The sequence below is a fragment of the Faecalicatena contorta genome (assembly GCF_001404335.1).
Lineage (GTDB): Bacteria > Bacillota > Clostridia > Lachnospirales > Lachnospiraceae > Faecalicatena > Faecalicatena contortus_B.
Genome location: NZ_CYZU01000015.1, coordinates 58,003 through 75,435, shown reverse-complemented (window position 1 = coordinate 75,435; position 17,433 = coordinate 58,003). Strand labels below are relative to the sequence as shown.

Here is a 17,433-nt window from a genome sequence, read left to right as displayed (position 1 = left end):
AAGGAGACAGAATCATGGAATATATAGAGATAAAGGAACAGATCAAACAAAAGCTGCCGGTAGCCAGAGATTTGGGGGATTCCGAAAATCTGCTGGAGCTTGGGCTTTCATCCCTGACGATCATGCGTCTGGTAAACCAGTGGAGAAAACAGGGGGTTAAGGTTTCATTCGGTTCATTGATGGAAAATCCTACCCTTGAAGGCTGGTGGGCGCTGATCCAGCGCAGCATGAAGAAAAAAGCGGGCAAAAAACGGGCGCAAGAATCTAAGATAACGCCGGAAAAGGATATGAAACAGCCGTTTCCTTTAACAGACGTACAGTATGCATATTGGGTTGGCAGGGATGAAGAACAGGCTCTTGGAGGAATAGACTGTCATGCGTATTTAGAGTTTGATGGGGGAAATATAGATCCGGAGCGTCTGGAAAAAGCATGGAATGTGCTGCAGTATCATCATCCCATGCTGCGTGCCTGCTTTTTGGAAGATGGGACACAGAAAATCCTGGATAAGCCGTATTGTGAAAAAATAAAGGTTCATGATTTTTCACGGATGTCATCTGAGGAAGCAGAGGTAATGGCAGTATCTGTCAGAGAACGTTTATCCCATCGGAAGCTAAAGATCGAGGAAGGCGAAGTGGCAGGAATAGAGCTTACGCTTTTTCCTGAAAATAGGGCACGCATGCACGTGGATATGGCACTTTTGGTTGCCGATGTACAGAGTTTGCAGATCTTATTGAGGGATTTGGCGGCTGCCTATCGCGGAGAAAGCCTTCCGGCAGAATCAAAAGGGTGGAATTTTGCTTCTTATCTGGAACGGCAAAAAGAGGAAGATAAGGAAGAGAGAAACAATGCAGAAGGATACTGGAAAAAACGCTTGGAACATTTGCCGAAAGGGCCAGGCCTGCCACTGGCAAAACGGCCGCAGGAAGTGACAAAGACTGTATTCAACCGCAGGATTGTAAGGATTGGCAAGGAAGAGTGGGCTCATCTGCAAGTACGGGCAAAGGAATACCAGACAACTCCGGCAATGGTTCTTCTTACTGCATATGCGACGGTTTTGGAACGGTGGAGCAGGAATCATCGTTTCCTTATTAATATTCCATTGTTTAACCGGAAAACAGAGCAGCAGGGATTGGAAGACGTGATAGCAGATTTCACTACACTGTTATTGCTGGAGATTGACTGCGAAGGGAATCCGACGTTTGCAGAATTGCTAGACAGGATCCAGAAGCAGCTCCATGAGGATATGAAGTATACGGCATATTCTGGCGTGCAAGTCCAGAGAGACCTTGCACAGATGTATGGAGACGCATCGGCAGTGGCGCCGGTTGTTTTTGCCTGCAATCTGGGAACGCCGTTGGTAAATGATACGTTCCGGAAAGAACTGGGGCAGTTTTCCTATATGATTTCCCAAACGCCGCAGGTGTGGAATGACTTCCAGAGTTATGAAGATGAAAATGGCGTACAGCTTACATGGGACAGCGTGGATAAGTTATTCCCGGAGAATATGATCCCGGATATGCTGGAGTGTTTTGAGAATCTTCTGCATGAATTGGGAAAGAAGGACTGGAATCAGCGATTTGATGTGCTTCCTGAAAAAAGAAAAAGAGAAATTGAAGATACAGCGCGTACAGGAGTGCCGGAGCGTGTGGAATGCCTGCATTGGGCTGTTATGAACCATGCGGAAGTTTGCCCGGAAGATATTGCGCTTATTGATGCGGGAAGCGGAAGATCGGTTTCCTATGGGGAATTAAAAGCACGGGCGACAGCAGTGGCGGCAGGGATTTCAGAAAAGGATATTAAGGGAGTCCCAGTTGCACTTACCCTGCCGCGCGGGATAGAACAGATCGAGGCGGCATTAGGAATTTTGCTTTCCGGAAATTCATACCTTTCGGTCAGCTTAAGCCAGCCTAAAGATCGGAGAGCGTTAATCCATGAGAAGACGGGAGTCCGCTATGTGGTCACGAATCGGGAATTATCCGAAAAACTGGACTGGCCGGAAGGTACGGAAATCCTTGTGATGGAAGGTATGGAAGAGGGACAGGAAAATGTGAGACTGCCAGAGGTGTCGCCGAAGGACAGCGCCTATATCATCATGACGTCAGGCTCTACAGGTGTTCCGAAGGGTGTAGAGATTGCGCATGAAAGCGCATGGAATACGGTTCAGGATATTAATGAAAAGTACCATGTGACAAGTGCAGATCGGGCGCTGGCTGTATCAGCTATGGATTTTGACCTGTCGGTATATGATGTTTTTGGAATTTTAGGCGCAGGAGGAACATTGGTATTGCTTCCAGAGCAGGAGAGAAGGAATGCGGATTACTGGCTGGAACAAGTGTTGAAATATCAGATTACCGTTTGGAATTCAGTGCCGGTGCTTCTGGATATGCTTTTGATACGGGCGGAATCCATGAAACAGAAACTGCCGATCAGGGCGGTTATGCTTTCCGGAGATTGGATTGGGATGGATCTCCCGCAGAGGGTTGCGGCATGGACAGAGGATTGCCAGTTTGTCGCTATGGGAGGAGCTACAGAGGCAAGTATCTGGTCCAATTATCAGAATGTTACCCTGCCGATGCCGAAAAACTGGAAATCTATTCCTTATGGAAAGCCACTCAGATATCAGGCATATCGTGTTGTGGATGAGTATGGAAGGGATTGCCCTTACTGGGCAGAAGGCGAACTCTGGATTGGCGGTTTTGGTGTAGCAAAAGGATATAGGGGAGATTCTGCGCTTACGGGGCAGAAATTTATCACAGATCAGTATGGAAGATGGTATCGGACCGGAGATCTCGGAAGAATCTGGGATGATGAGACAATTGAATTTTTGGGAAGAAAAGACCATCAGGTAAAGATCCGCGGACACAGGATTGAATTGGGAGAAATTGAACATGCGATTCAGGAGTTTCCGGGTGTGGCTCATGCAGTTGTTGATACAGTTAGTGATGGTCATGGCAATAAAACGCTGGCTGCTTATATCGGAGCGCCGATACAGGAAGATTCTAAAGTTACAACGTATTTGTACGGCACAGATATCTTTGGCGGAGGCTGGAAAGAACTGAAGGATGATGTCAGCAATTGGCAGATGCAGCAGGAACGGAAGACAGCATACAAAAATTTCCTTGCCTATGCAGACCAGAGATGTGTACAGCTTATGCTGGAGACACTCATAGAGTTAGGCATTTTTGTATCAGAGAAGGAAGTTCTTTCGCAAAAGGAAATTTTTGAAAAAGGGAGCATTACGGAAACACAGAAGAATACTGTGGCAAGATGGTTGGAAATTTTAAAGAAGGAAGGAATCCTGAGAGAAGAGGACGGCAGACTATCGCGTACCGGGAAGGAAGTGGCTGTACCGGAAAAAGCTGGAGATGCGGAAACGTATTTTAAGAAACTGAAGCCGTATCTGAAGCATATGGTTACTGGGAATGAAGTTCCGCTGGACGTATTCTACCAGAAAGAGCCGGCTTTGGCTCCGAATATGCTGCTTCGGAGGATTCCGGGCTGCGAGGAAACAGTGGAAAGACTGGTGCAGGGATTAAGGCTTCTGGCAGAAGAACGCAGAAAAGAGCCACTCCAGATTATAGAAATTGGTACAAGGGACACTGCAATTACAAGACAGTTTTTGAATGCACTGGAAGATGTAAGCGTGGCTTATACATATGCGGATTCTTCAAAATATTTTCTGCAGGAAGCAGAGAAAGAACTTGCGGGATATGAGAGAGTCGAGTTTGAGATGCTGAATCTGGAAGAAGGCATGGATAAGCAGCAGATGTCCTTGCATAGTTATGACGTTGTGATATCGGTAAATGCTTTACATAGAAATATTGATGCTGCGGATGCGGTAAAGAAAGTAGCGGAATTACTGAAGCCAAACGGAATATTGCTGATGACTGACCTTGTGGTAAGGACATACCTTCAGGAACTTACAGCGGCTTTTTTGGAAAAGGGTTTTGCGGATATTCGGGACAAGAGAAAAGAAGCAGGGCTGGTTACCCCGGACTGCCTGCTGTGGAGAGAATGTTTATCAGAGGCAGGATTGGGCGAAGACTGTGCTGTGACAGAGAGATATGGAAGATGTATATGCTGCAGCAGACAGCAGGCGTCTGTCCTGTCCTATCATAATGGAGCACTAAGGGAATATCTGTCAGAAAAACTGCCGGAGTATATGGTTCCACAGAACTATCATTTCATGGAGCAGCTCCCAACATTGTCCAATGGGAAGATTAACAGGAAGCAATTGCGGGAAGATTTTAAAGAAGAAACTGCGGTTATCCGATTTTCAAAGGCAACGACAGAAACAGAAGAAAAGCTTTTAGATATCTGGAAACAATTATTTGGATATGAAAATATCGGAATTGAAGATAATTATTTTAGCCTTGGGGGAGACTCGCTGATTGCCACAAGGTTGATCTCGGAAGTACAGACAACCTTCGGCTGCAAAATAACGATCAGTACGATTTTTGAAAATCTGACCGTAAAATCTCTGGCAAAAGCTATTGAACAGTCCGAACAGAAAGAAGATACACTGCAGATCAAACCGAATCTGGAGGAAGCATATCATCCGTTCCCATTAACCGATGTGCAGTATGCTTACTGGCTTGGCAGAAGCGGATTGTATGAATTGGGAAATGTTGCAACGCACTGTTATTTTGAACTGGATGCAGACGGCCTTGATACTGAGTGCGCAGAGGCGGCATGGAATCTGTTGATACAGAGGCATGGGATGATGCGTGTTATTATCCAGCCGGATGGTATGCAGCGCATACTGGAGAATACTCCACAGTATCATATTGACGTGACGGATATCCGACAATTGGAAGTGACAGAAAAAGAAAAGGCATTGGATGAAAAACGGGCAGAGATGTCTCATCAGGTAATTCAGACAGATGAATGGCCTCTGTTTGATGTGCGAATCACTAAAATAGAGAACCAGAAGCATAGAATCCATATCAGTTTTGATAATATTATCTTTGATGGCTGGAGTATGTTCCATCTCTTAAATGAGTGGGCAGAAGTATATCGAAATGGAAAAGCGGAAATGCCGATTACTTTGTCTTTCCGGGATTACGTGCTGGGACTGGAGCAGATAAAGTCTACCTCTGCTTATGAGAAAGATAAAAAATATTGGGAAGACCGGGTGGAGACTTTTGCGGACGCACCGGATCTGCTGCTTGCAAAGAACGAAAGCCAGATTACAGAGCAGCGTTTCTGTCGCCGGAGCGCAAAACTGTCACAGAAAGAATGGCTGTCTGTAAAAGACGCGGCGGGAAGACTGGAGGTAACGCCTTCTGTTCTTTTGATGAGTGCTTATGCGGAGACTCTCCGCTTGTGGAGCAGTAATAAGGATTTTACACTTAATCTGACGCAGTTTGACCGGAAACAATTGCATCCGGAAGTGAACAATCTGGTTGGAGATTTTACAACACTGACATTGCTGGAGATAAAGAATGCAGGGAATAATTTTGCGGAAAGGACAAAGGCAATTCAGAAGCAGCTTACAGAAGATCTGGAGCATACAGCTTATGGCGCGGTTGAACTGGAGCGCGAATTAAAGAAAAAGACTGGAAATATGCGGGGCGCTATTATGCCGGTAGTGTTTACCAGTGGTCTTGGCGTGGAGCAGTGGAATGAAGGCAAGTGGCTTGGAAAACTGAATTATAACATTTCACAGACACCGCAGGTGTGGCTGGATCATCAGGTGGTTGAAATGGATGGCAGCTTATGCCTGTTCTGGGATTCTGTAGATGAATTGTTTTATCCGGGAATGCTGGATGAGATGTTCCGGGCATATACCGGCCTGCTTCATACGCTGGCAGTTCATCCGGAGATCATGCAGGAAAAAACGGCAAGTTTGGTAACAGCGGAAATTTCAGATAAACGGCGTCAGGCGAATGAAACGGCGATTGAATTTGAAGAGAAAACATTGGATGGATTATTTTTGGAGGCGACAGACAGATTCCCGGATAAGGAGGCGCTGGTAACGTGCAGCAGGCGGATGACATATAGGGAGATAAAAGAAGAGGCGTTTTACATTTCCGGGCAGTTGAAGAGCATGGGAATAAAAAAAGAAGAGACGGTAGCTGTATTTATGGAAAAAGGGTGGGAGCAGGTAGTTGCTGTTTATGGAATCATGTTTGCCGGAGCCGCATATCTTCCGATAGATATCCATAATCCGAGAGAACGAGTTGAAAAGATTCTCCGTGACAGTGGAACAAGAATCATTCTTGTGCAGAATCAGGCGGATGAGCAGGATACCGAATGGATGCACGAGTGGGATTGTATTCCTGTGTCGGGATTAAAAGGTAATTCTGAATACAAAGCACAGGAGAATAAGGTGGGAGATCTTGCGTATGTGATCTATACGTCGGGAACAACCGGGACGCCGAAAGGAGTAATGATTACCCACCATAATGCAGTTAATACAATACTGGATATCAATGCACGCTATCAGATTACTGAGCAGGATACTGCGTTTGGAATTTCTAATCTTCATTTTGACCTGTCTGTTTATGATGTTTTTGGCATTTTAGGCGCAGGCGGAAAATTGGTCCTTCCAGATCCGGAATATGGAAAAGATCCGGCACATTGGATTCAGTGGATGAATCAGGAGAACATTACCGTATGGAACAGCGTGCCAGCTTTTGTAGAAATGCTGGCTGAATATGAGGAATATCAAAGACAGGTAACTTCACAATCACTGAGGTTGGTAATGATGAGTGGCGACTGGGTTCCGGTGTCACTTCCGGGGAGAATCCGTAATCTGTTCCAGAATGTTGAGATTGTTGCTCTTGGAGGTGCAACAGAAGGCAGTATCTGGTCCAATCATTTCGAGATCCCAGAGGTCGTGCCGGAAGATTGGAAGAGTATTCTGTATGGGAAACCGCTTGCAAACCAGAAGTATTATGTTCTGGATCAGAATATGGAAGATTGCCCTGACTGGATACCGGGAACGCTTTATATTGCCGGAGATGGCGTCGCGCAGGGATATTTAAACGATAAAGAAAAAACAGAGGAAAAATTTGTTGTCTTAGATAGAACTGGGGAACGGTTGTATTGTACAGGGGATATGGGACGGTACTGGAATGACGGTAATATTGAATTTCTTGGAAGACTGGATAATCAGGTGAAAATCAATGGGTATAGGGTAGAGTTGGGCGAAATTGAAGCTGCGATTAATAGATTTGTTGGCATAAGACAAAGTAAGGTTGTGTGTGTTGATAAGAAAAATTTAATAGCTTTCTATTGCGAAAACGAGCAGGTGGACAGAGATAGATTAAAAAAATATCTAAAAAAAGTATTACCGTTATACATGGTTCCAATAAAGTTTGAAAAAATAAACATCTTACCACAAAGCAAGAACGGAAAGATAGATGTAGGAAATTTATATAAGCGCGCACTTGCTATATCAAAAGACAAGCATATAAAAAGCAAAAAGGAGCCTATAACAGCTGAAGAAAGGAAATTGGCAATAATTTGGCAGAGGGTTTTGGAAGGCGAAAATGTGTCTGTGTACGATAATTTCTTTAGCTGTGGTGGAAATTCATTAAAAGCAATTCAATTGGTTAATGAGATTAATAAAGACTTTCAAAAGCAAATTGCTATAAACGAATTGTTTGAAAATTCGACAATAGAAAAATTGGCAAAACTATTAACAACATCGACTGATGAGCTAGAAAGCGATGAGCAAGAAGAAGGTTTTTTATAATAATAGAGAATCTTACTTTTGGGAATAAAAGAAAAAATGTTACTCCTAAAAGTAAGAGACTTTCTTCGAATATTGGACATATTAGAATGGGAGGCAGATTTATGAGCTTAAATACAATTGGAATTTTGGGTTGTGGAGGGCATATAGGGAAATACGCGACTGAAAAGTTGCTAAGATTGGGTTTTCAAGTTTTGGGTGCACAAAGAAATAGTGTTACATATTTTGATGATTATAAGAATTATTCATTTACAAATATTGATGTAATGGATAAGGGACAGCTAGATGGTTTTGTTGAGAAATGCGATATAGTTATCAATTGCATAAGTCCTTCCCATTTATATGGGAAAATCGTTAAAGACGCCGTATGCAAGAAAGATAAGATATATATCGATCCTTCTGATATGAGTTTTGAGCAAGAGGAAAGAAATGTAACTGGAAAATGTGTAACATCTTGTGGATATATTCCTGGTATTTCCGAATTTTTACCATATATCGTTGCACATAAACAGTTCGATAAAATAAGAAGAACTGTTATATATCAGGGTGGTTTTGATGGTTGTTCACCAGGAGCATTTGTTGATATGATTCTGGGCGCTGCGAATAAGAACCTTTTTGGAGATTCTTATATTTTACATGGGAATATATGCCCTTTGTCAATAAATATTAAAAAGACATATGAAACTCCCTTCTCAAAAAATAAAGTTATTTTTAAGCCACTTATAAATAGAGATACAATTAGATTACAGAAAAAAATTGGTTCGGATCAGCAATATTTCTTTTGTGCATATGACAATATGGAAACACTTCGCTTTTTTATGAAACTGCTTATTGAAGGATCAAGGTATGAATCTAATGTTGCTGCTGAAAATATTAAGCGAAAATTATACGAGAGAATAGAGCAGGATGAAACTTTTGGGAAGGAGGAAGTAGGTGCATATTTATTTTTTGAATTAATTGGAGAAAAATCAGGATATGAAAAATGTATATCGGGGAAATTATTTTTAAAAAATGTGAATAGGTTGTGTGGTAATTTTTTGGGTGAAGTTGTGAAAGAAATTGCTATGAGTCCGGGAAAGGTATTATCAGGGTTAAACTATGGATTTGAAATTTTGAATCCAGAATATTTAGAGAAAATTTCAACTGAATTGGAAAATGGAGAATATATGAAAATTAATGAGATACCAATAAAAAATAAGATAGCTATTGAAGAGTTTATAAGATGAATTTAAGAGGAGAAAAAATGGAAAGAATAATGCAAGAAATATGGAAAGAAGTTTTGAAACTTCAGAAAATGCCGTCAATTGGAGATTCATTTTTTGATTTAGGGGGCAATTCTTTTTTGGCAGTTCAAGTTATAGCTATTTTAGAAGAAAAATATGGAAAGACAATAGATATTATTGCATTTTATGAGTGCGAAACTATAGAGAATTTAGTTGCCAGAATCGAGAATAAGGAATCGTTGGACTAAAGACATCCCAATAAATAAAATAGAATTGGAGAAAAAATGAAAACAGAGAAATTGATATTAAATTATCAAAGAAGAGGAATTAAATTATCGGTCAGTGATAATAAATTACATTTTTCTGCACCTCAAAATATACTTACTGATGAGGATAAAGACATTTTAAAGAAAAATAAGAAAGAAATTATAAAATTTCTATTAGATCACACAGAAAGTGAAATCATTGTTGACGAAGAAGATAAATATGAAAAGTTTCCTTTAACTGACATTCAATTATCATATTTAGTCGGACAGGATAATGTTTATAAATTTGGTGGGACAAACTGCAAAATTTATACGGAAATAGAATATGAGCAAATAGAGTTGAACAAAGCACAATATGCGTGGGAGCAGGTTATTAAATATAATGATATGCTGCACGCTGTTATTAATCAAGAGGGAACACAAGAAATATTATCATCATATACAGTGCCACAAATAGTATTTTCGGATTTGTCAGATATGGAAAATGCAGAAGTTATTATTGCCCAAAAAAGGGAAAGTTTAACCAAAAAGCAATATCGCGTAGGCACTTGGCCTTTATTTGATGTTGAGATAACAAAATTGAAAAACAAATATATTTTACATATTTCATTAGATATGCTTGTTGCTGATTTTGTAAGCATAAATGTTATTTTGAATGAATTTGAAGAAGTATATTATAACGGTAAACTTTCATTTAAACAACAGTTATCATTTAGAGATATTGTACTATACAAGGAAAGCCTGAAAAAAACAGTAAATGGGAAGAAAAAATACGAGGAGGATAAAAAGTATTGGGAAAAAAGGATTCCTAGATTGTCAGAAGTACCAGAATTCCCAGTGGTAGAACAGCAGGAAAAAGAAGTCCTTTTTACACAATATAAATTTTTCCTTGAATCAGATGAATATGAAAAGTTATGTGATTTGGCAAAGAACTTTCAGCTTACCACTTCAAGCTTAATATTAACAGCGTATGCAGAGGCATTGAGAAAAATTTCAAAAAACCAAAGTTTTTGCATCGACGTTACGATGGTTGATCGCCCTCCATTTCATCCGAGTATTGACAGAGTTATAGGGGATTTTACAACTGCTAATATTTTGGAAGTTGAAGATCTTGATTATACAAATTATTTTGAAAAAGCCAAAAAAATTCAATATAGATTATGGGAAGATTTAAGCCATAATTCTTTTTCTAGCAAAGAAGTTTTAAGGGAAATGGGAAAACGAATAAAAAAGGAGATTACAGTTCCGGCAGTATATACAAGTACACTTGGGGCAGTTAAGTATAGTAATCAACGAAAAGGAAAAATCCTTTATACGATTAGTCAGACACCTCAAGTCCTTATAGATTGTCAGGTTTTAGAATTGGAAAAAGGAGTTCGTTTAAATTGGGATGTGCGTTTAGGCGTGTTCCCGAAAGGATTAATAGAAGAAGCTTTTGAAAGTTTCCGTGAATTAATATATAGGATTATTGATAATAATACTTTGGATATTTCGTTAGAATCAATCTTACCAAAAGCTGTTAGAAAAATCAGATGTGTTACTAATAATACGAGGAAAGAATTTGAAACTAAATATTTGCATGAAGGTTTTTTTGAAACTTTAGAATGTTGTCAAGAGAACAAAGCCCTTTATTCAAATGGGAAATATTATTCATATAAAGAACTTTCGTATTATGTTGATACAATAATTGAAGTTCTTGAATCTGAGGATGTATTTAAAGGGGATATTGTCGCGGTAGCAGTATCTAAGGGAGTTTGGCAGATTGCAGCAGTTCTTGGCATATTGTCAAAAGGAGCGGTTTACCTTCCTTTGGACATTCATCAACCATCAGAAAGGGTCGATAAAATTATAAAAAGTGCTCACGTGAAATGTTGTATACTTGAAGAAGATAATTTTATAAGCCATGATTTAACAAAAAAGTTGAATATACGAGATATTAAGAGGAAAGAGAGGTCTGGCAATGATTATAAACAGATAAACATAGATATAGAAGCACCAGCATACGTGATTTTTACATCAGGAAGTACAGGAAATCCTAAAGGAGTAATTATTTCTCATAGTGCTGCAACTAATACTATATTGGACATTAACAATAAGTTTAAAATTAACTCCGATGACAGGATTTTGAATATTTCTAATCTGAGTTTTGATTTGTCTGTGTATGATATTTTTGGAACTTTTTTTGCTGGTGCAGAACTGGTTCAGGTGAATGAGGAGCAGGCGAAAGATCCTGCACATTGGTATGATCTTCTGAAACATGAAAATATAAGTGTGTTTAATGGGGTTCCAGGACAGATGAAAATGCTAACTATGTTTTTGAAAGGGAAGGAAAAACCTATATTAGATGCAGTAAGGCTTATATTACTTTCTGGAGACTGGATACCTGTAGATTTACCGAAGGAGATTAGCAAGTACTTTCCAAATGCTGAAATTGTAAGTTTAGGAGGAGCAACTGAGGCTGCAATATGGTCTATATATTATCCGATTAATATAAAGCAAAATTATATTCGAAGCATTCCTTACGGAAAGCCATTGGCTAATCAAAGGTTTTATATATTAAATGAAAAGGGAGAAGAGACGTTAGACTGGATTTCTGGGGATATTTATATTGCCGGAAAAGGGTTGGCAATTGGATACTTGGGAGATCCGGAATTGACAGAGAAAAAATTTATATATTCGAGGCAGTTGAAAGAACGCTTATATAAAACAGGAGACATCGGGAGATACATGCCAGATGGAACTATTGAATTTCAAGGACGATCTGATTTCCAAGTAAAAATACGTGGACATCGGGTTGAACTGGGCGAAATTGAAATGGCAATAGTAGAGATATTGCATCCTAAAGATTTGAAAGTAATAACTGTAAATAATAATGATGTAATTTCTGTATGTATGTTTGCTGTTTTGGAAAATGAAAGTGATGCGCTCTCTAAAGAAGAATTAGGAAAATATTTATCCGAAAAAATTCCACAGTATATGATCCCGGTATATTGTGAATATCTTAGTGAAATTCCATTAACGGTAAACGGGAAAATTGATATCAAGGTTCTTACGTCAAGAGCAATTGAAGGAATGAAGAAGAGCAGAAGTAGAGGGAAATCTGAACAAAAATTATCAGAAACAGAGGAGAATATATACAAAGTTTGGTGTGAGCTATTCAATACAACGGATATTTCAGTTGATGAAGATTTCTTTGAATGTGGTGGAGACTCTATTCTTGTTGTAAAACTTCTCACAGAACTTGAAACTAGATATCAGTATAAAATGTCGTTAATGGATGTTTATTCATCACCCACAATATATAAGATGGCAGAATGCATAACAAACCAGCAATAATATAGGAGGAACGTATGTACGATAATAAATGGATAGCGCATGGTAGAATGTCAGAAGAGAATAAAATTAATTTATTATGTTTTTCTTATCCAGGAGGGAGTGCAAGTAATTTTGCTACTTGGAAGAAATTAATAGATTCAAGAATAAATTTGCTCCCTATATTATATCCAGAAAGGGAACTTAGAAAAAATGATCCAATGGAAGAGAATTTCGAGTTGTTTGTAGATGATTTTATAAACGAAAATAAGGAACTCTTTTCTGTTCCATATGCTTTTTTTGGGTATTGTGGAGGGGCGGTTTTGGCTTATGAAATTTCTGCAAAAGTGAAAAAGGTATATGATAGAGAACCTATAGCAGGCTTTATAGCTTCGAGCGAGTCCCCAGAATATTTAAAAGGTTCTATTTTGGAGTTTCCTGCAGAAGGAACAAGAGAAGATGTAATTGAATATTTATTGAGATTGGAAATGTTTGATGAGGCTATTGTTAAAAATAAAGTGTTTTTAGATTATTATATTCCTATGTTAAGAGCAGATTGTAATATGCTTGCTACTTATCAATATAGATCGCACGAAAGAATGTCTTGTGATTTTGATATATGGTATGGAAAGGAAGACAAAAATATTCATCGTGAAAAAATAGAAAAATGGAGAGAATGTACCAATGGAAATGTAAAAATAGAAGAAATGGCTGGAGGACACTTTTTTGTAGATATAGAAAAACAGTGTATATGTGAAATGATAAATCAGAAATTATTGGAGGTTCAATAATATGGACGAGAAAAGAAAAGAACAGTTTTATCAGAATATTGTGTATGATGCTTGGAAAGATACACTTCAAGATAATACATTTGATATTGATGATAATTTCTTTGATCTAGGAGGAAGTTCTTTACAGGCGATTGCCATTATAAGTAAATTGAGCGAGCGTTTTGAAGTGGATATACCACAATTTTTTGCCAATCCAACAATCAGAAACATTGCAGCTAATTTAAAAGAAGATGCAAACATAATGTTAAGAAAATTTGAACAGACTTTTGCGTTCAAACAGTTAAAAGAAATTAATGAAACAGAGAAGCGAGAATATCAAAAGAAATATGCAAAAGTAAATAATGTAAAGAAAGAAGACGATAAATATAAAGATGTATTATTGCTAGGAGCAACGGGTTTTTTGGGCATATATCTTTTGCACCAATTGTTACTAGAAAGCGTGGCAACCATTACTCTTTTAATCCGTGCAGATTCTATGCGTCAAGCTCAAAATAGAATAAAGAAGCATTATGAATACTATTTTGGAAATGGAAGTTATGATCAATATTCACATCGGATAAAAATAATTATAGGTGATTTGACATTAGATATGTTTGGGTTAACAGAAAATGAATATAAAGAATTAGCAAATCATATAGAAGCTATCATTAATTCGGCTGCCCTAGTTAAACATATGGGTAAAAATTCGGAGTTTGAATTAATCAATGTTAAAATTGTTGAAAATATAGTAGATTTTGCAAAAAATGGTATAAATAAAGATATCCACCATATGTCTACAATAGGAATTGTATACGGAGCTAATATGGAAAAAAGTAAAACAATTTTTACAGAATATGATGAAAGCACTTTAGATGGGTTGGAAAATCAGTATTTACGCTCTAAAGTAAAAGCGGAAAAGGTATTAAAGAATGCTAAAAATCAAGGGGTTCAAAGCAGTATATATCGTATGAGTGGTATTCTGTTTGATTCAAAAACGGGAAAATATCAAATAAATGTAAATGAAAGTTCTGCCTATATTTATTACCGTAATTTGTATAGATTACGAATAGTACCGTCTGAAATTCAAAGAAAAATGGATATTTCATGTGTGGATAAAATTAGTGAAGCTGTTGTAAAGTTGATTTTGTCGGACGATAGATCTAATGATGTATATCATGTTATAAATCCTAACGGTCTTACAATTAAGGAAATTCTAAATTGTTTCAAGGACTGTGAAAATAACAAAGATATTATTATGAAAGAGTTATCGGTGGAAGAAATTTATAATTATTATAAGAAAACAGATACAAAAGAACAGGAATTATTTAAACAACTGGTTTTTGAGTGTGAAATAGTGAATGATATTGGAAAGTGTGACCTAAATATAGGGGGTGACAGAACAATATTTATATTGGAACAATTGGGGTTTAAATGGGAGAAAGTGGGTAGAGAAGAGATAATCCGTGCATATCATGCGATTAGAGAGTCAAAAAAGAGTGGTAAAAAACAATATTAAAAAACGATATACGATTTTGAACTGAATAAAGAGAATAAAATTATAACGATTGTTATCTATGGAGCCACCAGTCTAGTCGACAAGTGGCTCTAAGAATTGAATAATCAGTTAAAAAGTATAATATTTTCAAGATTTATCTAAGTTTTTTAAACGCCGGTATTCCAAAGGCGATAAACCAAATCGTTTCTTAAATACTGCTGCAAATTTCCCCTGATTGGAATATCCGACCTGTTCAGAAATCTCAGCGATCGGACGCTTCGTATTTGACAAAAGTTCGGCAGCTGTATCCATGCGGATTTCACGCAGCCAGGTTGAAATGTTCTGACCATATACTCCTCGGAAATAGTTTTTCAGGCTCGTTTCACTAACGGAAAACCGTTCGGCTATCTGGCTTATGGGGATATGTTTGTGCAAATCTTCACTGATAATCTGTGCAGCCCTCTTTGCAATTTCAACCTGAGTTTCTGTATAGAAGCCGCAGGTTTTGGACGGGTGGATCTCCATGCAGAGAAGCTCGTGCAGCAGTTCAAGCGTATAGATCCGCAGGTAAAAAGGAGAAGGGTTTTCTGAAAGAGACCAGAGTTTTTGAAAAACCGCTGTTAGGTCATGGTCCGCTTCATTGATATAGGTCTTTCTTTTTCTGCAATAGAGTTCTTCTAATTGGGCGGGGTCAATATCAAAAGTCTCCATGATCTGTCCGCTGGATTGCGAAAGCAGCGCAAGGTCAAAATATATCTTTATCCCCTGATACTTGCCTGTGGGGAAAATGTATTCTTTTTGTGCGGTCTGTTCGCTGACACAAAAATCATTTTCTTTCAGATAGATATAGCTGCCGTCATCTAAGAGCAGCTCACTCCTTCCAGAAATGCAATAATTGATCAGCAACGGCCTTAAATCAGAGTTTTCGTCAGACTCCGGCCATGCGGGAGCATTCACAAAAATAAACGCAACCGTCAGGCCGGGGAAAAGAGTATAGAATGTCATGCGCCCTTTTCCAGTGGCTTGGTCTAATAGTAATTCTCTGCTGTTTGGGGTATTTTTTAAAGCCACTCCTGAAATCGAGTGGCTGTTCTCTAAAATGCTGTCTATCATATCCCGCAATGGTATCCTCCCCTTTCGTCCTGTTATGGTTCCAAATTTGTTGAAATTATTATAAGCGTATTTTTGTGTCTGGTCAATCCAATACCCGGACAGACAGAAAAACTCGTTGCTATTTGGGCTTAAAACACCGAAACGGGCATAGAAGCAATTCCAGATGTGTGCTACTATTATAAATGGTTAGCTAAGTCTAATCAATAGAAAGCAATCGAGGAGGTTTCGCAATGAACAACAAATTGCAGGGCAAGGACTTAATCAACATCGGTATTTTTACGGCAATCTATTTTATTGTCATTTTTGCAGCGGCATCCATCGGGTTTATCCCGATCTTCATCCCACTCATCAGTGTGATCGTCCCGCTGGTCGGAGGCATCCCCATGATGCTGTTTTTCTCTAAAATCAAGAAGTTTGGGATGCTGACTATCTGCGGCGTGCTGTTGGGAATTATTATGCTGCTGACAGGCATGGGTTATTGGTGCATCCCCACTGGCTTGATCTTTGGGTTGATTGCCGATTTCATGCTGAAGGCTTGTGATTACAAAAATGCAAAGCGCGAAGTGCTGACGCATGGCGTTTTTTCCATGTGGGTCATCGGCGCATTTATTCCCATCGTAGTAACCCGCGACGCTTACTATCAGAGCCTTCTTCCCGGCTATGGCAAGGAATATGCCGATACGCTCATGGCTTATATGCCGGACTGGATTCTGCCGATCCTGCTGGCGGCGTCCTTTGTCAGCGGGATTGTGGGCGGCCTGATCGGGCAGAAGATTTTCAGGAAGCACTTTGAACGGGCGGGAATCGTATAATGAGCCGCGAACTTCTTGCAAGCCAGAAAAGCAACAGCGGGATCATACTTGACCCACGGACAAAGCTGGCGGTACTGATTACCATAGCCGTTTTTATCCTGGGCGGTTCGTATGAGGGTATCATGCAGTATTACATAATCGTACTTGCTGCGATTCCGCTGCTGCTTCTGCTGGCGGCAAAAAAATGGAAAGATTCAGTCCTCTACATCCTGATTTTTGGCGGTAGCCTGTGCCTGAAAATGTTTGGACTGTCACGGCTGACCGGCGTTCTCAATTATATTGCGGTTGCCGTTGTCGGCATACTGCTGCGGTTTACGCCCGGCATAGTAATGGGATATTTTGTTGTCACCACGACAACAGTGAGCGAATTTGTGGCGGCTATGGAACGGATCCATCTTCCAAAGCAGATCACAATCCCCATGTCCGTGATGTTTCGGTTTTTCCCGACAGTCGCGGAGGAATGGAGCGCGATTGGGGACGCCATGCGGATGCGCGGCGTCCGTTTTGGCGGTGGCAAAGCAGGCACGATCCTGGAATACCGCATGGTTCCCATGATGATATGCTCGGTAAAGATCGGGGAAGAACTTTCTGCCGCTGCCCTTACCAGAGGTTTGGGCGGTCCTGTAAAACGGACAAATATCTGCAAGTTAGGGTTTCATGTGCAGGATGTGATTCTGCTGCTGATTTGTATCGGTGCATTTGCCGCACAGATTTATGTGCTGGTTGCAAGGGGGTGAATATC

General features: G+C 39.5%; 9 protein-coding genes. 8 read left to right on the top strand and 1 reads right to left on the bottom strand.

From position 1 onward, the window contains the following. Window positions 1-14 precede the first annotated feature (14 nt). The 6 genes from ARB69_RS09720 to ARB69_RS09695 all read left to right on the top strand — a co-directional run bounded on the left by ARB69_RS09720 (window position 15) and on the right by ARB69_RS09695 (window position 14,787). Window positions 15-7,703: a non-ribosomal peptide synthetase gene (locus ARB69_RS09720; protein WP_055057319.1), complete on the top strand. Its 7,689-nt coding sequence runs from the start codon at window positions 15-17 to the stop codon at window positions 7,701-7,703. Between the two features lie 101 nt (window positions 7,704-7,804). Then, window positions 7,805-8,926 carry a saccharopine dehydrogenase NADP-binding domain-containing protein gene (locus ARB69_RS09715; protein ID WP_055057320.1) on the top strand — a complete coding sequence of 374 codons (1,122 nt, stop codon included), beginning with the start codon at window positions 7,805-7,807 and terminating at the stop codon, window positions 8,924-8,926. Beyond that, on the top strand, window positions 8,923-9,171 hold the full coding sequence (locus ARB69_RS09710; RefSeq protein WP_055057321.1) for a phosphopantetheine-binding protein: 249 nt from the start codon (window positions 8,923-8,925) through the stop codon (window positions 9,169-9,171). The genes ARB69_RS09715 and ARB69_RS09710 overlap by 4 nt, the downstream gene beginning before the upstream one ends. Window positions 9,172-9,207: 36 nt before the next feature. After that, window positions 9,208-12,525 (top strand): non-ribosomal peptide synthetase, encoded by a 3,318-nt coding sequence (locus ARB69_RS09705; RefSeq protein ID WP_055057322.1) that lies wholly within the window; start codon window positions 9,208-9,210, stop codon window positions 12,523-12,525. Window positions 12,526-12,539: 14 nt separating this feature from the next. After that, window positions 12,540-13,292, top strand: a complete 753-nt coding sequence (locus ARB69_RS09700; protein ID WP_055057323.1) for a thioesterase II family protein — start codon at window positions 12,540-12,542, stop codon at window positions 13,290-13,292. Between the two features lies 1 nt (window position 13,293). After that, window positions 13,294-14,787 (top strand): SDR family oxidoreductase, encoded by a 1,494-nt coding sequence (locus ARB69_RS09695; protein ID WP_055057324.1) that lies wholly within the window; start codon window positions 13,294-13,296, stop codon window positions 14,785-14,787. Window positions 14,788-14,913: 126 nt separating this feature from the next. On the opposite strand, the gene ARB69_RS09690 is transcribed toward ARB69_RS09695, so the two are convergent. Continuing rightward, a complete protein-coding gene (locus tag ARB69_RS09690; RefSeq protein WP_055057350.1) occupies window positions 14,914-15,879 on the bottom strand; it encodes a helix-turn-helix transcriptional regulator in 966 nt (321 codons plus the stop codon). A 230-nt stretch (window positions 15,880-16,109) separates the two neighbouring features. Between ARB69_RS09690 and ARB69_RS09685 the strand changes: the two genes are divergently transcribed. Together ARB69_RS09685 and ARB69_RS09680 are read left to right on the top strand one after the other, a co-directional pair. Further along, a complete protein-coding gene (locus tag ARB69_RS09685; protein ID WP_055057325.1) occupies window positions 16,110-16,691 on the top strand; it encodes an MptD family putative ECF transporter S component in 582 nt (193 codons plus the stop codon). Then, on the top strand, window positions 16,691-17,428 hold the full coding sequence (locus tag ARB69_RS09680; protein ID WP_055057326.1) for an energy-coupling factor transporter transmembrane component T: 738 nt from the start codon (window positions 16,691-16,693) through the stop codon (window positions 17,426-17,428). Before ARB69_RS09685 ends, ARB69_RS09680 begins: the two co-directional genes overlap by 1 nt. Window positions 17,429-17,433 lie beyond the last annotated feature (5 nt).

Coding starts and splice junctions, on each gene's coding strand:
- ARB69_RS09720 (WP_055057319.1), top strand. CDS start 15: ATGGAATATATAGAGATAAAGGAACAGATCAAACAAAAGCTGCCGGTA.
- ARB69_RS09715 (WP_055057320.1), top strand. CDS start 7,805: ATGAGCTTAAATACAATTGGAATTTTGGGTTGTGGAGGGCATATAGGG.
- ARB69_RS09710 (WP_055057321.1), top strand. CDS start 8,923: ATGAATTTAAGAGGAGAAAAAATGGAAAGAATAATGCAAGAAATATGG.
- ARB69_RS09705 (WP_055057322.1), top strand. CDS start 9,208: ATGAAAACAGAGAAATTGATATTAAATTATCAAAGAAGAGGAATTAAA.
- ARB69_RS09700 (WP_055057323.1), top strand. CDS start 12,540: ATGTACGATAATAAATGGATAGCGCATGGTAGAATGTCAGAAGAGAAT.
- ARB69_RS09695 (WP_055057324.1), top strand. CDS start 13,294: ATGGACGAGAAAAGAAAAGAACAGTTTTATCAGAATATTGTGTATGAT.
- ARB69_RS09690 (WP_055057350.1), bottom strand. CDS start 15,879: ATGATAGACAGCATTTTAGAGAACAGCCACTCGATTTCAGGAGTGGCT.
- ARB69_RS09685 (WP_055057325.1), top strand. CDS start 16,110: ATGAACAACAAATTGCAGGGCAAGGACTTAATCAACATCGGTATTTTT.
- ARB69_RS09680 (WP_055057326.1), top strand. CDS start 16,691: ATGAGCCGCGAACTTCTTGCAAGCCAGAAAAGCAACAGCGGGATCATA.